Origin of the sequence: Acinetobacter sp. YH16032 (assembly GCF_013417345.1) — a bacterium.
In the GTDB taxonomy this organism is placed as follows: domain Bacteria; phylum Pseudomonadota; class Gammaproteobacteria; order Pseudomonadales; family Moraxellaceae; genus Acinetobacter.
The window spans coordinates 50627-67558 of sequence record NZ_VPEE01000010.1 but is presented as its reverse complement, the minus strand read 5'-3'; the positions used below and the strand labels follow the sequence as shown (position 1 = coordinate 67558).

Below are 16932 nucleotides of genomic sequence, written 5' to 3'. Positions count from 1 at the left end.
CATGGATATAGGTAATAAGAAGCTAGCTGTGTTGATTGATGCAGATAATTCTTCAGCTGCTTTAGTAGAGCCTTTACTTGAAGAAATTGCTAAGTACGGTATAGCCATTGTAAAAAGAATTTATGGGGATTGGAGTAGTGAATATTTAAAAAAATGGCGTGATGTATTGCTTCCTCATGCAATTATACCTATTCAGCAGTTTGCTTATACTTCAGGCAAAAATTCTACCGATATGACTTTGGTAATAGATGCTATGGATTTACTTTATAGCGGAACATTTGATGGGTTTTGTATTGTGTCAAGTGATAGCGATTTCACTAGACTTGCGTCAAGAATAAGGGAGAGCGGATTATCTGTATATGGTTTTGGTAAAAAACACACTCCAGAAGCTTTTAGAAAAGCCTGTGATACATTTATTTTTACAGAGAATTTAGATTTAGATAATAAAAATCATAAAGATGAGGATAACAAATCTCCTGATCAGAATTATATAAATAATGACTTAAAGGCATCTAGTTTAAAGCTTGAACCTGCACTAATGAATTTGATTTATAAAGCTGTAAAAGATCAGTCTGATGAGCATGGGTGGGCAAGTTTATCTATGGTACGTAAATATATTAGTAATGTTAAACCCGAATTTGATCCAAGGACTTATGGGAAATCCAAAATTTCTGAATTGTTCAAAGAGCTTGGTGTTTTTGAAATAAAAACTGTAAGAAGTCAGCTGCTAGTAAGAAAACGAAGTTTTAGCCTCTTTGTAAAGCTTGTACAAAATTTAATTAATCAAATATCAAATAATGAAGGCTGGGCAAAAACAGAAGAAGTATTAAAATCTTTAGAATCTGCGGAAATTGATTTTAATCCTTCGAATTATGGTTTTGTTACAACTCTTGATGCATTTAGTTCGATTCATGGTGGGTGGTTAGAGTTTAAAAAAACTAAAAACGCTGACTATGTAAAAGTAAATAAAATTATGCCTTAGAGATTTTAAATTTTAGATGTTATCAATATTACTTGCTCCCGACTCTTTCAAAGAAAGCATGCCTGCTGAGCAGGTATGCATGATTATGAAAAATGCCATCCATAAAGTCTTACCCGATGCACAATGTATTTTGAATCCAATGGCAGATGGTGGTGAAGGAACCATTGATGCATTGGTCATGGCAAAATCAGGATTAAAAATCGCGTGCGAAGCACAAGGCCCATTCGCTAATCAGCGTGTCATGACTCATTTTGGATTAATTGATCAGGGACAAACAGCAGTCATTGAAATGGCGAAAGCCAATGGCATTCATCTCATACCACCTCATTTAAGAAATCCTTTGTTCACTAATACTGTAGGAACAGGGCAACTGCTTGCCGCAGCTCTCGAATTCGGTGTGAAAAAGATCATCATCGGATTGGGTGGGAGTGTGACCAATGATGGTGGTGCTGGTATGGCACATGCTTTGGGCGTGAAATTTATTAATCAATATCATGAAGCATTTGAGCCAACAGGTGGAAACTTAAACCAAATCGATTCCATTGATGTGTCACAACTCGACTCGAGATTGACTAAAACAGAAATTGTTATTGCTTCAGATGTAAACAATCCATTATGTGGTCCATTTGGCGCATCGTATATTTTTGGTCCGCAAAAAGGGGCTACACCTGAAATGGTGCAAGTATTGGATCATAATTTATTGCACTTTGCAGGGGTGGTAGAGCAGCAGCTTTTAGTCGATTTACGTCATCGATCTGGTGCTGGTGCAGCAGGTGGTTTGGGATTTGGTTTGATGGCATTTACAGGCGCAGATATTCGATCGGGTGCTGAATTAATCATTGAGGAAACTCAATTGGCTGAAAAAATTGCGCAAGCTGATTATGTATTTACGGGTGAAGGTAAAATTGATGCTCAGACTCAATTTGGTAAAACCCCATTTGCCGTTGCTCAAGTCGCATATCGGCACAACAAGCCTGTATTTGCATTCGCTGGTAGAGTTGGTGAAGGGGTAGAACTATTGTACGAACAAGGGTTTCATCACATCTTCAGTATTAATCCACTGGATCAAAGTTTGTCAGAATCCTTGAAAAATGCAGTTCAGAATTTAGATTTAACGGTACAAAATATCGTAAGGCAGTATATCTAATTCTCTATGTAAGTGGGCTTTGAGGTTTAAAACTGAAGCGTGTTTGTATTTTCTAAATCTAGCTCTGTTAAACTATTGTTATTGTAAAATTGATGAGTAGCGATGAGTTTAGACAGCCTGATTGATGAATTAAATCCTCAACAAAAACAAGCTGCAACCACACAAGCCTTACATAGTTTGGTGTTGGCGGGTGCGGGCTGTGGTAAAACCAAAACGATTGTGGCACGTGCTGCTTATCTCATTGATCAAGGTGTACCCGCCAATCAAATTCAAATTTTGACGTTTACGCGTCGTGCTGCCAGTGAAATCGTGGCGCGTGTCGAATTGGCACTCGGTGAACAAGCAAAAGGATTACGAGCATCAACATTCCATACTTTTTGTATGTACTTGCTGCGTCGTATACCAAAAGCTTTCGGCTTAGCGCAATTCTCAATTATTGATCGTGATGATCAACTCATGATGTTTCGTTTGATACGTGGTAAAGATGATAAGAAGAATCCCAATCAGCTCCCGAAGCCTGCTGAATTATGCGATCTGTATTCATATGCTAGAAATACGCGTCAAAAGCTAAGTGTTGCCATAGAAAAGCAAATGCCTGAATTCTTAGCAATGAAAGACCTGATTGCAGAAATCATGAAAGAATATGAAACTCGAAAGCAGGCACGTAGCTTTCTTGATTATGACGATATTCTTGCGATCGTGGCATCAGCTTTAGCACAGTCTGAGGGACTAGTCGATTATGTGGCCTCGATTTGCAGACATATGCTTGTGGATGAAATGCAAGACACCAATCCATTGCAATGGGCGCTATTAGAGCCTTTAAAGGATCGAGTAAGTTTGTTTTGTGTCGGGGATGATGCTCAATCGATTTATGGTTTTCGTGGAGCAGATTTCGAAAACATTCATCACTTTAAAGAGCGTGTGCCAGAAGCTCAAATTTTTAAATTAGAAAAAAACTACCGATCTACTCAAGAAATTTTAGATTTATCAAATTGGTTGCTTGATCAAAGTGAGATTAAATACGACAAGCGCTTAGATGCGTATCGAGGTGCAGGCATAAAGCCTAAAATTCATATTTTCCCGAATGAGTTTGATGAAGCAAAATGGATTGCCATAGATATTAAAGAGCGACATTTGCTTGAGGGAAGTCCTTGGCGCGATCATATGGTTCTGGTACGTTCAAGTTTTGCAGCTCGTCATATTGAAGCAGCTTTCATTGCAGCCAATGTTCCGTATCGATTTATTGGTGGTATGAAACTTCTTGAAACTGCGCATGTTAAGGATTTACTGAGTTTACTACGGGTCATTGCCAATCCTTCAGACGATATTGCATGGATGCGGTTTTTGACGCTTTGGGATGGGGTCGGTGATGTTGGCGCAAGCCGTTTAGCGCAACAGTTGTTACAGGACCCTCAAGATGACGTCATTGCGGAAAAACTAGAAAAATTTGGACGTATTCCTGCTGAGGCTCTACTCATTATGAAGCAGTTGAATGTGTTAAAGACTGAAGTTCAAGCTTGTGTAAGCTTGGCAATTCAGGCAATAGAAATTCAGTTGAGTGAAAATTACAAAAAGGATTGGGGGCGTCGTCAAGGAGACTTTGAGTTGGTGAAACAGTTAGCTTCAAAACATACTCAGTTAAGTGAGTTTTTAGAAGCCTACGTGCTTGATCCAGTTTCAATCAGTGAAATCGAACGCCAGTCAGATACTGATGTTGTTACCTTGATCACGATACATTCTGCGAAAGGAACTGAACAAAAAGTTTGTTACGTGGCGAATGTGACACCTGGTCAGTATCCACATGCAAGAGCTCAAGGGGATTTTGATGAAGTTGAAGAAGAACGCCGTGTGCTTTATGTAGCACTTACCCGTGCACAAAATGAATTGATTTTAACCAAGCAAAATTTGGTGACGTGGGCAAGGGAACAAGTCGATGAGCAAGGACGAAAAGTTGAAAGCTATTTTCTTAATGATCTTTCAAGACATTTGTGTACAAGTGAAACACATTATAAAACCAGGCAGCAAACGGTTAAGAGTGCTTTGATTGAGCGACAGTCGATTAATTTAGATTTTGGGATTGATCTCGATTAAACTATCTAGATTGTTTCATACAAAAAGTAGAGTAGGCGCGTACTTTTTGGTTTTTTTGCCTATCTTCTTAAGGTTTTTTCATGAAAATTTTAGTTCGTAACTTAGAGCGCAGCATTACTGAAGCTGAGATTCTGGAGTTATTTCAGCAGTTTGGAACAGTAGACTCATGTACATTGGTATTAGATGCTGCAACAGGCAAATCGAAAGGATTTGCCTTTGTTGAAATGCCACATGGCCGTGAAGCTGTGAAAGCAATTAAGGGGCTGAACACCCGTAAAGTTAAAGGTGCAGGTATTCGAGTAAAAGCTGCAGACGAAAAGCCAGAAGCATAACTTGATGTCTAAATAAAGTAGGAGCAGTTATTGCTCCTTTTTATTTGATATTTTATTTAATTTTACTAATAAATATGAATCTTTTTTAGCTTTTTTTACCAACTTTTGTACTTTGAAGAGTTGACATATTTTTGAAATGTATTTCTGTTATATATTAATATTTTTATTAAAAACATGCACTTAAAATCACATTTATATACAAATTATTGTGAAGTATATCTTAATAATAGATTGAATAATTTTGAGTGAAGTGTGTAGTATAAAAGCTCCATTATAAAACCCCAAAAGGTTATAAAAATGTCTATTCAAGAATTAAATCATCTAGAAACAGAAATCGTATCAGGTGCAGGTACGTTAATCGGTGACACGCTTCAAAACGCATCAAACTTATTTTCGAGCACATTGAATGTTCAAGCTCCAATTTGGAAGCCATTGAGCCTAATACCTGGTGTTGGTACAGTTCATCAAGCAATTGATGTTGGCTTCCTTGCGATTTCAGAGGGTCTTTACAAGGCTGGAACACTGTTAGGTGGTGATCAAGATCAGGTCAAATTTCATTATGACAATGAAAAAGGCGATGGGACTTATAATCCATTAGGAATTTTTAAGGGTATTGTTCGCTAATATAACCTTAGATTCATTCGAAAGGGTCAGCCATGCATTTGGCTGGCTTTTTTATTTAAGCAGTATGCATTAATCATCAAGCTTTCAATCAATCTTGTTGATCTAAAATTAATCTGTATTTTTTTCTTAAAAGCATTGCGTGATATGGCGCCAACATTTAAGTTGTATGACATAAATGTTGCTAGGAAGTTTTCATGTCTCGTGTTGCTCGTTTTCATGCAGATCGCACTAATCAAAAACTCTATTTTGCCCGTCTATCATGTCAGCAAGCAGAACAGACAGATCATATTCAACAAGCTCAAGCCCATCGTGAAGCGGCAGTCTTTCATTTGCATGGAGCGGTCTTGGCATTTTTGCAAGAGTTGGTGCGTTATTACCGTTTAAATGATTTTTCACCTACATTAAAATCTATTGAAGAGCATATGGCCGCTAAAGGGCAAGTTTCTCCAGAAATCACTGTGTTACAGCATCTTGCAAAGGATGGTTTTATTGCAGAACTAAAGCGCGCTTATCGTATGTGCCAGTATGCACCTGAACCAAGTGCACCAGAACCTGAGGATGAGACTTCTTCAAATCTTATTATTAAAGTCACGCAGACACCTCAAGCGTGGTTGCCAGACACTCAAATTCTTCGAGAGTGGCATCGTGACTTAACCCATCTTATTGACGGTTTTCGTAACGAAATGGTTGAGTTTTAATTGTAATCATGACAGTTTTAAACGATTAGACTTGAAATATAAATTTTAGAACTTATATAAAATAGTCTAAGCAATGCAAAGTGCATTCAGCATTTTGCCACCATGTGAATCATGGAGGGTATATGTCTATAGAGCAATTGAAAGAATTATTCGGAACACAAGAAGCAATTTTAGAATTGGTGCAACTTGAGAATGGCGAGTTAGCGCTTCGTCACGCTGCATCTGAAGATGAGCCACTTGTGAAAATTCAATTTAATGATGAAGTGAAAGCTTTATTAGGTGATCATATGCCTTTGATTGCCCAACACATGATTCAGGCTGCGTTATTTGCACTTCTCGAAAAACAATCGAATGAATGGCATGCGGAAGTCGTAGATGAAAAACCACAGTTTTATAGCTAAGAAAAAACCGCGCAAATAGCGCGGTTTTTATTTTACTTAGTGAGATGGTGCATGATGATGTGCGATTTCAATTTGATTTAGAATATGATTACTCATGTTCTTCGCCATTTCTTCCTTCGCGTAATACACTTCGCCAATTTCATCTGCACGTATTGCTTCAGCTTCTTCTTTACTTTCCGCACAGATCAAAACTTGAATCTGTGGATTCAGAAGTTTGGCAGTATCTACAATCTTATGAATATCTAAAATATCCATCGGCGAGATAATTAAAAGCCTCGCATGTTGTATATGCGCTTGAATTAATACGCCCGGTTCTGTTGCTGAACCTGATACTGCAGCAATATCTTTTGCACGTAGTTTTTCAACAATTTCTCGATTTTCTTCAGCAATCACCACTTTGATGTTATTTTCCATCAGTGTTTTTGTTAAGCGACGTCCAACTTCTCCATGACCGACCATGACCACTTGATCGCGCAGGTAGTCCTGTGAGACCTCGTCAGGTAACATCGCCAATGGATCACCACTACGCTCAAGCAAACGAGCCAAATGCGAGCGCTCACGAATCCATTTCTGTACGGGTTCAATGGCTGAAAATAAAACAGAATTGAGCGAAATAGAAAATAATGCCCCGGCTAAAATCAAGTTTTGAGCTTCAGGGGTTAATAATCCTATAGATAGACCGAGTGTTGCCAAGATAAAGGAGAACTCACCGATTTGAGCGAGTGAGGCACCTACTGTAAGTGCGGTATTTAATGGATAGCGGAAGAACAAAACCAGCGCCATTGCTGCCAATGTTTTTCCGATCATGATAATGCCAATCACAGCCAGAATATGAAGTGGTTCTTCAACGATAATTGTTGGGTCAAACAACATTCCGACAGAGACGAAGAATAGGATGGAGAATATCTCACGCAGTGGTAACGTTTCTTCTTCAGCACGATGACTGAAGTCAGACTCTTTAACCACCATCCCAGCAAAGAATGCACCTAATGCCATTGAAACGCCAAAAACTGCATACGAACCATAGGCAATGGATACGGCTGCTGCAACCACAGTCAATGTAAATAGCTCGCGAGAACCTAAGCGTACGACAAACTGAATAATTTTAGGGATGAGGCGCTTACCTATAATCAGCATAAAGGCGATAAAGCCCGCAACTTTAAGTAAGGTTATTCCTAAAGTCACAAAGACATTTTGATCTGGATTGGCGCCTTCGAGTGCTGTTCCGCCGAGGAGTACGGCTGTAGCGGGTAATAAAACTAAAGCGAGCACCATAACTAGGTCTTCGACGAGTAGCCATCCCACAGCAATTTTTCCATTGACTGAATCCAGTAAGCCTCGGTCACCCAAAGCTTTCAGGAGTACCACAGTACTCGCACAAGATAAGCTTAAGCCAAACACCAATGCTGACCCAAAACTCCATCCCCATAGCATAGAGACGCCAATCCCGAGGATGGTAGCCACTGTGATTTGTAAAATTGCACCAGGGACAGCAATACGCCGAACTTGCATTAAATCTTTCAGTGAAAAGTGCATCCCGACACCGAACATCAAAAACATGACGCCGAGTTCTGCGAGTTGATTGGCTAGTGTGATATCGGCGACGATACCGGGGGTTTTGGGGCTAATAATAATGCCGGCAATGAGATAGCCAACGAGAGGGGGTAGACGTAAACGTGCGGCGATAAAGCCAAAAATAAGGGCTAAGCCAAAACCAACCGCAAGCAATATAATTAAATCTACATCATGTGGCACTAATCACCCCTTAAATATTTATAAATTATGAATTGGCTTTTGAGCTGTATAAGCATAAAAAATGCCAAACTGAGATTAAATTTTAACAACCTGAAGAAAAAAAAGGCAAAAAAAACGACCCAATGGGTCGTATTTTTTTAAAGAACTAAAATTATTTGATTTTAGCTTCTTTGAAGATTACGTGTTGACGGATTTTTGGATCAAATTTTTTGATTTCCATTTTTTCCGGCATAGTACGTTTGTTCTTAGTAGTGGTATAGAAATAACCTGTACCAGCAGAAGAAACTAGGCGAATCTTATCACGCATTTTCGTTGCTCCTTAGATCTTTTGACCTTGAGCACGTAGGTCAGCAACAACCTTTTCGATGCCCAATTTGTCGATAATACGCATACCTTTAGTAGTTAGACGAAGACGTACGAAACGTTTTTCGCTTTCTAACCAAAAACGGTGGTGGTGCAGGTTCGGCTCGAACCGGCGCTTAGTTTTGTTGTTGGCGTGTGAGACGTTGTTACCAACGACTGGACGCTTGCCGGTAACTTGGCAAACCTTAGACATGGTGTAACTCCATTGATTTAGCCAACAGCAAATCTGTATGGCCAGTCAAAATAAAACGGATTGAATTCATTCAAGGGGCGTTTTATATCAAAAATACGCTTAAAAGACAAGCGAAATTGATAAAAACAGGGCATGACCTGTTGTGATAGATCATGCCTTGATCATTTAACGAAGAAATGCTTTACGGATAAGACTAGGGATCGGTCTATTAAACGGAGGCAGTACGTATTTCAAGCTGAATAGCTTTGGAATAGACATGACTGAGCGTTCATTTGATAAACTGAAGAAGCCTTCGGGACCATGGTATCTGCCCATACCAGATGCACCAACGCCACCGAAAGGTAGATCATCTTGTGCAACATGAGTAACAACAGCGTTTTGACCAAAGTGTCCAGAGTGAGTACGTTGCGAAACGTATTCTGCTCGAGCATCGTTAAAGTCGAAATAGTATAATGCAAGTGGACGTGGTCGGTCATTAATAAACTCGATAACTTCGTCTATTTGATCATATTCTAAGATTGGTAAAATTGGACCAAAGATTTCGTTCTTCATAATTTCCATATCAGGGCTGATATTGGTCAGAAGGGTTGGCGCTATTTTACGTACAGAAGCAAGCTCTTCTTTTAATGGGTTAATTTCAGTGACTTGAGCACCATTTTGAATCGCATCTTCTAAGTAACCTTGTAAGCGTTTATTTTGCTTATCGCTCACTATAGAGGTGTAATCTTGGTTGTCACGTAATGTTGGATACATCGTTTTCGCAACGGTTTCAAACTGGTGAATAAACTCTGAAGTTTTACCACGTGGTAGGAAAATATAATCTGGTGCGACACAAGTTTGACCCGCATTCCACAATTTACCGAATGCAACACGCTCCGCGACATCCTTTAAGTCAATTGAAGGGTGCACGATAACTGGTGATTTACCACCAAGTTCTAGAATAACTGGAACTAAGTTTTCAGATGCTGCTTTCATCACAGTCTTACCAACATTGGTAGAGCCTGTGAAGACTAATTTATCAAATGCAAGATGACTGAATGTGTCAGAGATTACGCCACCACCTGTAACAACGGCAACTAACTCTTGTGGGAATGCTTCAGATAGAGCATTTTGTAATACATAACCAAAATTACGTGAGGTGCTTGAAACTTTAATCATGGCGTGGTTGCCCGCTGCCAAGGCACATACTAATGGGCTAATCGCCAATAATAAAGGGTAGTTCCAAGGGGAAATGATACCGACAACACCCAAAGGTTGATACTGAACCCAACCTTTTGCAGGTTGATGTAAAATACCGATATGGCGTTTAGAAGGCTTCATCCACTCTGTTAAATGTTTGCTGTAATATTTGATTTGCTCGAGTGAAGTGAGCAGTTCACCAATTTTAGTTTCAGAAACCGAACGATTACCATAATCTTGGCTAATTGCTTCTGCAATTTGGTCCTGATATTTAATCAAAACTGCTTTAAGACGAGCCAAACGTTCAATACGCTGTTTTGCTGTCGGGTTCGGATAACGTCGATAGGCTGCTTTCTGAAGCGCTAGAAGATCATGTAAATGCTGAACTTCCGATGCTTCAGTCGTCATTAAATTTGTTTTTGTTTGACTGTTCATGACCAGTACCACTAATGTAAGGGTTGATGTGATTTTTATTTTTAGAGTAAATACTCTAAAAGTCAAGTCACTTTTATGTTAGCTTGGGCTAAACGTCATTATTCTTGTTATAGATGGTATTAGGATGTCGCATTCCAAAACGTTAAAAACCAAAGACCGAATCTTGCAAATTAGTTTGCAACTCTTTAACGAACGTGGAGAGCGATCTGTCACAACTAACCATATCGCAGCAGAGTTAGGTATTAGTCCTGGTAATCTCTATTATCACTTTCGTAACAAGCAAGAGATCATTAAAGAGCTGATGGAGCAATATCAGCATGCAACTTTAGAGCTGCTAGCATTGCCAGAAGACCGTGATGTAAATGCCAATGATAAAATCCGATACTTTCAAGTACTCAGTAGTCAGTTATGGGCCTATCGTTTTCTGCATCGTGATGTATATCATTTAACAGAAAATAATGATGACTTTAGAAAAATTTACCCGCGTTTCGCAGGTAAAGTGATGCAACAAGGTCAAAAGATTTACAGAGCCTTCGTCAATGCAGGTCTCATGCAAATGACAGAGTCTGAAATTGAAGCGTTGATCATCAACCTATGGATCGTCCTAACGAACTGGACGAATTTTCTCTATATGTCTGGTCATTTAAAAGATTCCAACCATTTAGATGAAAAGTGGGTTTGGCAGGCACTGCGTCAAATGGTGTTTCTTGAAGGTCCTTATTTACGTGGTGAAAGTCGTCAGACTTATGAGCGCTTGCTTGAAACGCTGGGAACATCTGAATTATTTGCCAGTCTTTCTGCTGATCGAGAAGATTGATTTCAGCAAAGATAATTTGAAAGCATTAAAAAAAGAGTTAGAATACGCGGCTGTTTTTCAATTTAACTGTTAAGTGATATAAATCATCATGAATATGACAACTGCTAACACAGCACGTTTACTGATTACTTGCGAAGATAAACCAGGAATCGTGCAGGCTGTATCGAGCTTTTTGTATCATCAAGGGGCAAACATCACTGCGCTTGATCAATATGCAACAGAAGCTCAGGGCGGACGTTATTTCATGCGTGTTGAGTTTGAACTCGACAATTTGCAAAGCCGTAAGGAAAATATTCTACAAACTTTCGCCACAAACGTAGCTGAACGTTACAACATGCATTGGCGTTTAGCTTTAGTGTCAGATGTAAAGAAAGTCGGTATTTTGGTATCGAGAGTCGACCATGCCTTGCTTGAGCTTTTGTGGCGTCATGCACGTGGTGGATTACCTTGTGAAATCACTAAGGTTGTATCGAATCATGAAGATCTACGTGAGTCTGTGGAAAACTTCGGTATTCCTTTTGAAGTTGTGCCTGTCAATAAAGAGAACAAGCGCGAAGCATATGCAAAAATTGATGAGTTAATGCAAGGTAATGATTTACTTGTACTCGCACGTTATATGCAGATTCTTGATGAAGAGTTCGTCTCTAAGTGGGAAATGAAAGTGATCAACATTCATCATTCTTTCCTTCCAGCTTTTGTGGGTGCTAACCCTTATAAGCAAGCGTATGAAAAAGGAGTAAAACTGATTGGTGCAACAGCGCATTATGTGACAGCTGATTTGGATCAAGGTCCGATTATTGAACAAGATGTTGAGCGTGTCAGCCATGATTTTACAGTTGATCAATTACGTGAATTAGGTCAAGACGTTGAACGTAATGTCTTGGCGCGTGCTGTTAAGTGGCATTTAGAAGACCGTATCATTGTTGATGGTAATAAAACTGTGGTATTCCAGTGATTTTTAATTAAATATCACTGATTTATTAAGGCATGCATGAGCATGCCTTTTTTATTGATGATCAAAAAAACTCATCAAAACTGCAGAATTAATAGTTGCAAATGAAAACACTTCTCATTTATTATTGGCGTACTTTAATTGTACTAACCGATAAGTTTGATTGAAATCTTCCTTCTGAAGACAGTGTCAATGTATATCAGGTCATAAATTTTAATGAGCCCATCTCCCATTCCTATGATGCAAAATCCAATCTCAATGAAAAAGAAAGTGCTTACTTCGCTCATTGCAGTGGTGATCGGGCATATTGGTGTTTTATTTGCCGTGAGTCAGATGAAAACACCTGAATTAAAACCTATTGATAAAGATCCAATTAAGGTTCGTTTTGTTCAGATTAAAGAGGATGCGCCACCGCCGCCACCTCCTGTTGAACCTGTGAAACCTCAAGTTCAACCAAAACCAGAACCTAAAGTCGTTGAACCACCTCCTGTGGTTAAACCCAAAGTCATTGCTGAAAAGCCTAAACCTGTCGAACAAAAAGCAATTGTTCAAGAAGATAAATTAGAAAAGCAAAAGCAGGAACAACAGCGGTTAGAGCAAGAACGTAAAAATCGTGAGTTGCTGGAACAGCAGCGACGAGAGCAAGCATTGCGTGACCAACAGCTACGTGAGCAACAAGAACGTGAGCGCTTGGAAAATGAAAGACGCGAACAAGAACGTCGTGAGCAGCAAGCACGTAATACACCAAAGAATTTAAGTATTGGGCAAATATCATGGTCTCGTACACCGAAGCCATCATATACCAACCGAGATTTACAAGGTTCTGATCGTACTGTTGTAGTATCGATTGAAGCGGACACTAACGGTAATGTAGTGAATGCCAGAATCACAAAATCAAGTGGAATTGATTCGCTTGATCAAAAGATTTTACGCTCGGTGCGTAATGCAAAATTCAGACCTTATAAGGAAAATGGCGTGGCTTATCCGTTTAGAGCGGAACAACCATTTGAACTTAAGTTGAATTCTAACGGCTAACTTTTATTAGGAGTTCGAGTATGAACTTTTCAGTTTATTGGCAACATGCTGATGCAGTCAGTAAGACGCTTTATTTCGTTTTACTCGCAATGTCTATTGCGACATGGACAATTGTCGTTTTACGTGTGATGGGAACACGTCAACTGAAAGAAGTTGCTTATGCTCAACTCTCTAAAGCATTAGCAGGATTGAAAGCAAAACTCGCTCCTTTGGGATTTGAACAACGTAAAGCTGTTGCTGAGCAAGCTTTATTGCGTCAGATTGCTTTGGAAAAAGCATCTGCTGAAAAAGGTGTTGCTGTACTCGGAACAATTGCCTCACTTGCACCATTTGTAGGGCTATTTGGTACAGTATGGGGAATCTTCCATGCATTGGTTGCAGTAGGTAAAAGCGGTCAAGCAGGACTTGCACAAGTTGCAACCCCTGTGGGTGAAGCCCTGATTATGACTGGTATTGGTCTAGCAGTAGCTATTCCAGCAGTGATCGCATACAACATTTGTATTCGCTTTAATCGTACATTAAGTAATGAACTACAAGATCATGCTCACAGTCTTTTAATCGACACGATGCTGCAACAAGATTCTTCTGCGCAAAAAGTTGAAGTGAAAGCGACTCAAGAAAGTTACGTTGGAGGTCAAGCTTAATGGCTTTTCAATTGGGTGAAGACAACGATACAGGCATGACGGAGATGAACCTCATCCCGTTAATTGACATTATGTTGGTTTTGATGATCATCTTCTTGGTGACAGCGACCGTTGCTAACCCATCAATTCCATTAACTTTACCAAAAACGACAGCGGATATCATTGATCCGCCACCTGAATCGATTCAAGTAAGCATTAACTCACAGGGTGAGATTGCATGGGATTCAGAAATTATCAGCTTAGATGAATTGCAAAAAAGATTTAACGATGCCGGTGGTTCAGCACAACAACCGACGATTATTCTTAAAGCAGATAAAGAATCACGTTACGATACTGTTGCTCAAGTGATGTCACGTGCAAGCGAAGCCGGGCTTGCTGACATTGCCTTTGCCACAGATAATTAACTGATTAACACCAGAAAAGCGACCATAAGGTCGCTTTTTTTATACCTGTATTAGTCTTTGAGTAAACCTTCAAATTTAGAGCGAAGCTTTAAAAGTTTTGGTGGGATACTAAAATTGCAGTAGCCCTGAGTCGGGTTACGAGCAAAGAAATTTTGATGATATTCTTCAGCAGGGTAGAAGGTCGGTACTGAGCTTAGTTCTGTAACAATATCTAAACCTTCTGCTTTTAACTGTTGAATCGCTTTCTCTGCAATCTGGCGCTGTTCTTCATTAAAATAATAAATGACAGAGCGATATTGCGTACCTATATCATTACCTTGGCGATTGAGTGTGGTTGGATCATGTGTTGCAAAAAATACATCAAGCAATTGAGCAAAGCTAATTTGACTTTCATCAAAATCCACTAAAACCACTTCTGCGTGATGGGTGTCTCCTTTGCAAATGTCCTCATAGCTTGGATTGGCCGTATACCCACCCGCATAACCACTCACGACTTTAGTGACACCTTTGAGTTGAAGGAAAACTGCTTCAACACACCAGAAGCATCCGCCACCGAGCAAAGCTTGTTGCATGGGATTCACCTTATTGAGTTGCAATGACTGAAATAATGGGGTGTAGAATGAAAAAAGCAACCAGTGAAATGGTTGCTTAACTGTTAACGCGGTTGTATTGCAGACTCATACTGCAATACTGGATTACCATTCTCATCGAGTAGGCGAAGCGTTTTGTCATAGACTTGGAATGCCGCGACTTTTGCCAAGGCAGCATTATAGCGATTTGCAAGTTCTTGAGTATTCACACACATCATTTGTGTAGTTGCAACTTCACTCAAGCTAATTTTGTCAGCTTTAATGCTATATGCACCCATAAAACGGTTACAACCATCTGCACCACTCAAACGACTAGATGCTGCATCAAATTGAATACTTGGAACATTGTGTGCAGTAGGGTCGGTCTTAAATTCTGTTGCGCCAATATGTGTCAAAATCCAAGTTTTATTTTGCAATTGATTAAGTGCTTGTTGTTGCTTTTCAGCAGATGGTGTTGTGGTACACGCTGTAAAAAGTAATGCTGAGCCTATAACGGATACGGCTAAAAGTCGTTTTAACATATGAAATGCCCCTGTGTTATTTCTTTCTAATGTAAATTAAATTCAAGTCAATTTTATGTATATCAACTGAAACGCTAAGGTGCAAGCTCTGGCTGACTCTGAGGGAGACCCAGACGAATCAATTTTGAATAATTTTCACTACTTTGATATTTAAATTGATTAAATTGGTCTGTTCTTGGATTGACATGTGCCTTGTTGTACCATGTTTTGATATCCCAATGATGTTGTAATGCCCCCAAGTCATACAGATAATTAGGTAAATAACCTGAGGCTAATAATCGGTAGTCCACTGGCAATTCATGTTTGGAAATCGCTTGAACCATATCAAAAACCAAAGTGGTACAGTTACTGGTCAAGGTGTTATACCATTTTGGTTCCTGACTAAGTTGATCTGCTTGCTCTAAATATTCCTCAAATAAAGCTTTCATTTCAGCAGCTTCCATGTTGATTGGGAAAAAATAGACCTGCTCATTACGTACATTGCTACGTGTATAAATAATGTCTTTCTCGTCAGCAGCAACTAAACTGACTTCGTACTTTCTAAAAAAACCACCAATAGCAGAAAACTCTTCATCTTTTTCTTTGCGAATTTCAATCGAAAAGGTCAGTGGTTTAGAGTTTTTGAAATCAAAGCTGACTAAAGTGTGGGCGATTTGTGGTCCCATCCAATATGAAGTAATGATGTTAATGCCACTGATTTGATTCAAATCAATTTGACGTGTTTCCCAGCGTTCTTGATAGGTTCCGTCTTCATTCCATGCAAAATTACGCACATTGTGTAAAGTGACCCAATCACCTTGACGTTCATAATTGAGAATTCTTGCGACTTCAGGATTCCACTCACGGTCTTGTTTGGCAGGGATACTAAAATACCAAACTAAACTGAACGCAAAAAAGACAATGTATAAGACAACATCTTTACTACGGCTGAAAAAATGTTGTGTTGCATATATGCCTAAAACACTTAAGGCAAAAGCGACCCAAAAGCCAATGATAATACGACTGACTAACCAGCCAAATGGCTCTTGAACCCATAAGGCCATACATAACCAAATTGAAGAGAAGATGACAAATAAACTAAATAGGGAGTGAAAAGCTCCCTTTGCAAGCGCAAGAATAAACTCTCTTTTACCGATGTTATGCATTGTTATTGGCTATATGTAAGAAAGCTTTATTTTTGGTAGGTTGCGAACTCAAATGCAATATTTGTTTTGTCATCAATGTGTTGCTCTGATGCCACTTTTTTAAATTCAGGTGGAATCTCAGGATAATGAGCATCACCTTGAACGTCTAATTCAACATGCGTGAGTTCTAAGCGATCCGCAATAGAGATCGTTTGGCTAAAAATTTCTCCACCACCTATGATAAAAATAGATCCAGGCTTTTCTGAAGCTTTTACATCATGGACTGCCTGCTCAAGTGCACTCTCGATTGTATGCGCGATTTTTGTTCCTTCAAACTGCCATGACATATCTCGTGTAATGACCCAATTTACACGTTTAGGAAGTGTTCTACCCATAGACTCAAGTGTTTTACGTCCCATCACCACAACACCACCTTGGGTAATTTCTTTAAAATGTTTGAGATCAGCTGAAATATGCCATGGCAAATCATTTCCTTTGCCAATACAACGTTGCTGATCCATTGCAACGACGTGTACGACTTCTAAACCTTGAAATGCCATGATTATTCTTCCAGCGAATATGAGTTAAAGAGGGAAATGTAAAGTTGGATCACGATTGGTACCAACGGTGATCCAAAAAGACTTT

20 protein-coding genes and 1 pseudogene are annotated in these 16932 nt (G+C 39.3%); 13 read left to right on the top strand and 8 right to left on the bottom strand.

Annotated features, from left to right (window positions below; translation table 11 throughout):
- Position 1: 1 nt before the first annotated feature.
- The 8 genes and pseudogenes from FTV32_RS07825 to FTV32_RS07795 all read left to right on the top strand — a co-directional run.
- A pseudogene (locus FTV32_RS07825) lies at positions 2-739 on the top strand (NYN domain-containing protein); the annotation flags it as partial.
- Positions 725-982: an OST-HTH/LOTUS domain-containing protein gene (locus FTV32_RS17760; RefSeq protein WP_373683324.1), complete on the top strand. Its 258-nt coding sequence runs from the start codon at positions 725-727 to the stop codon at positions 980-982. The pseudogene FTV32_RS07825 and the gene FTV32_RS17760, both read left to right, overlap by 15 nt.
- Before the next feature lie 16 nt (positions 983-998).
- Positions 999-2129 carry a glycerate kinase gene (locus tag FTV32_RS07820; RefSeq protein WP_180028349.1) on the top strand — a complete coding sequence of 377 codons (1131 nt, stop codon included), beginning with the start codon at positions 999-1001 and terminating at the stop codon, positions 2127-2129.
- 102 nt (positions 2130-2231) lie between these two features.
- On the top strand, positions 2232-4220 hold the full coding sequence (locus FTV32_RS07815) for an ATP-dependent helicase (RefSeq protein ID WP_180028348.1): 1989 nt from the start codon (positions 2232-2234) through the stop codon (positions 4218-4220).
- 80 nt (positions 4221-4300) lie between these two features.
- A complete protein-coding gene (locus FTV32_RS07810) occupies positions 4301-4552 on the top strand; it encodes an RNA-binding protein (protein WP_035266766.1) in 252 nt (83 codons plus the stop codon).
- Positions 4553-4849: 297 nt separating this feature from the next.
- Positions 4850-5176, top strand: a complete 327-nt coding sequence (locus FTV32_RS07805; RefSeq protein ID WP_035266764.1) for a hypothetical protein — start codon at positions 4850-4852, stop codon at positions 5174-5176.
- A 194-nt stretch (positions 5177-5370) separates the two neighbouring features.
- Positions 5371-5874: a DUF6586 family protein gene (locus tag FTV32_RS07800; protein WP_035266761.1), complete on the top strand. Its 504-nt coding sequence runs from the start codon at positions 5371-5373 to the stop codon at positions 5872-5874.
- 122 nt (positions 5875-5996) lie between these two features.
- The gene (locus FTV32_RS07795; RefSeq protein ID WP_035266758.1) at positions 5997-6275 is read left to right on the top strand and encodes a hypothetical protein; all 279 of its coding nucleotides are present in this window, start codon (positions 5997-5999) and stop codon (positions 6273-6275) included.
- A gap of 36 nt (positions 6276-6311) precedes the next feature.
- On the opposite strand, the gene FTV32_RS07790 is transcribed toward FTV32_RS07795, so the two are convergent.
- From FTV32_RS07790 to FTV32_RS07775, 4 genes are all read right to left on the bottom strand, one after another.
- Positions 6312-8030: a cation:proton antiporter gene (locus tag FTV32_RS07790; RefSeq protein WP_179998680.1), complete on the bottom strand. Its 1719-nt coding sequence runs from the start codon at positions 8028-8030 to the stop codon at positions 6312-6314.
- 151 nt (positions 8031-8181) lie between these two features.
- Positions 8182-8337: a 50S ribosomal protein L33 gene (rpmG, locus tag FTV32_RS07785; RefSeq protein ID WP_001205031.1), complete on the bottom strand. Its 156-nt coding sequence runs from the start codon at positions 8335-8337 to the stop codon at positions 8182-8184.
- Positions 8338-8349: 12 nt separating this feature from the next.
- On the bottom strand, positions 8350-8586 hold the full coding sequence (gene rpmB / locus FTV32_RS07780; RefSeq protein ID WP_000048256.1) for a 50S ribosomal protein L28: 237 nt from the start codon (positions 8584-8586) through the stop codon (positions 8350-8352).
- Positions 8587-8751: 165 nt separating this feature from the next.
- Positions 8752-10200, bottom strand: a complete 1449-nt coding sequence (locus FTV32_RS07775; protein ID WP_035266754.1) for a coniferyl aldehyde dehydrogenase — start codon at positions 10198-10200, stop codon at positions 8752-8754.
- A 124-nt stretch (positions 10201-10324) separates the two neighbouring features.
- Here FTV32_RS07775 and FTV32_RS07770 point away from each other — a divergent pair, with 124 nt between their 5' ends.
- The 5 genes from FTV32_RS07770 (at position 10325) to FTV32_RS07750 (ending at position 14052) form a co-directional block, all read left to right on the top strand.
- On the top strand, positions 10325-11017 hold the full coding sequence (locus tag FTV32_RS07770; protein ID WP_035266753.1) for a TetR/AcrR family transcriptional regulator: 693 nt from the start codon (positions 10325-10327) through the stop codon (positions 11015-11017).
- 88 nt (positions 11018-11105) lie between these two features.
- Positions 11106-11972: a formyltetrahydrofolate deformylase gene (gene purU / locus FTV32_RS07765; RefSeq protein ID WP_035266751.1), complete on the top strand. Its 867-nt coding sequence runs from the start codon at positions 11106-11108 to the stop codon at positions 11970-11972.
- Positions 11973-12185: 213 nt separating this feature from the next.
- Positions 12186-13004 (top strand): energy transducer TonB, encoded by an 819-nt coding sequence (locus FTV32_RS07760; protein WP_092766747.1) that lies wholly within the window; start codon positions 12186-12188, stop codon positions 13002-13004.
- A 20-nt stretch (positions 13005-13024) separates the two neighbouring features.
- Positions 13025-13648 (top strand): MotA/TolQ/ExbB proton channel family protein, encoded by a 624-nt coding sequence (locus FTV32_RS07755; protein ID WP_180028347.1) that lies wholly within the window; start codon positions 13025-13027, stop codon positions 13646-13648.
- Complete coding sequence (locus FTV32_RS07750; RefSeq protein ID WP_035266746.1) at positions 13648-14052, top strand: biopolymer transporter ExbD; 405 nt, start codon at positions 13648-13650, stop codon at positions 14050-14052. The genes FTV32_RS07755 and FTV32_RS07750 overlap by 1 nt, the downstream gene beginning before the upstream one ends.
- A 50-nt stretch (positions 14053-14102) precedes the next feature.
- Here FTV32_RS07750 and msrA read toward each other — a convergent pair whose 3' ends face one another.
- The 4 genes from msrA to FTV32_RS07730 all read right to left on the bottom strand — a co-directional run bounded on the left by msrA (position 14103) and on the right by FTV32_RS07730 (position 16847).
- A complete protein-coding gene (gene msrA, locus FTV32_RS07745; protein ID WP_035266744.1) occupies positions 14103-14624 on the bottom strand; it encodes a peptide-methionine (S)-S-oxide reductase MsrA in 522 nt (173 codons plus the stop codon).
- 83 nt (positions 14625-14707) lie between these two features.
- Complete coding sequence (locus FTV32_RS07740) at positions 14708-15163, bottom strand: META domain-containing protein (protein WP_180028346.1); 456 nt, start codon at positions 15161-15163, stop codon at positions 14708-14710.
- Between the two features lie 74 nt (positions 15164-15237).
- The gene (locus tag FTV32_RS07735; RefSeq protein WP_092766749.1) at positions 15238-16308 is read right to left on the bottom strand and encodes a DUF4105 domain-containing protein; all 1071 of its coding nucleotides are present in this window, start codon (positions 16306-16308) and stop codon (positions 15238-15240) included.
- A 26-nt stretch (positions 16309-16334) separates the two neighbouring features.
- Entirely contained in the window at positions 16335-16847 is a 513-nt protein-coding gene (locus FTV32_RS07730; protein WP_180028345.1) for a dihydrofolate reductase, read from the bottom strand.
- Positions 16848-16932 lie beyond the last annotated feature (85 nt).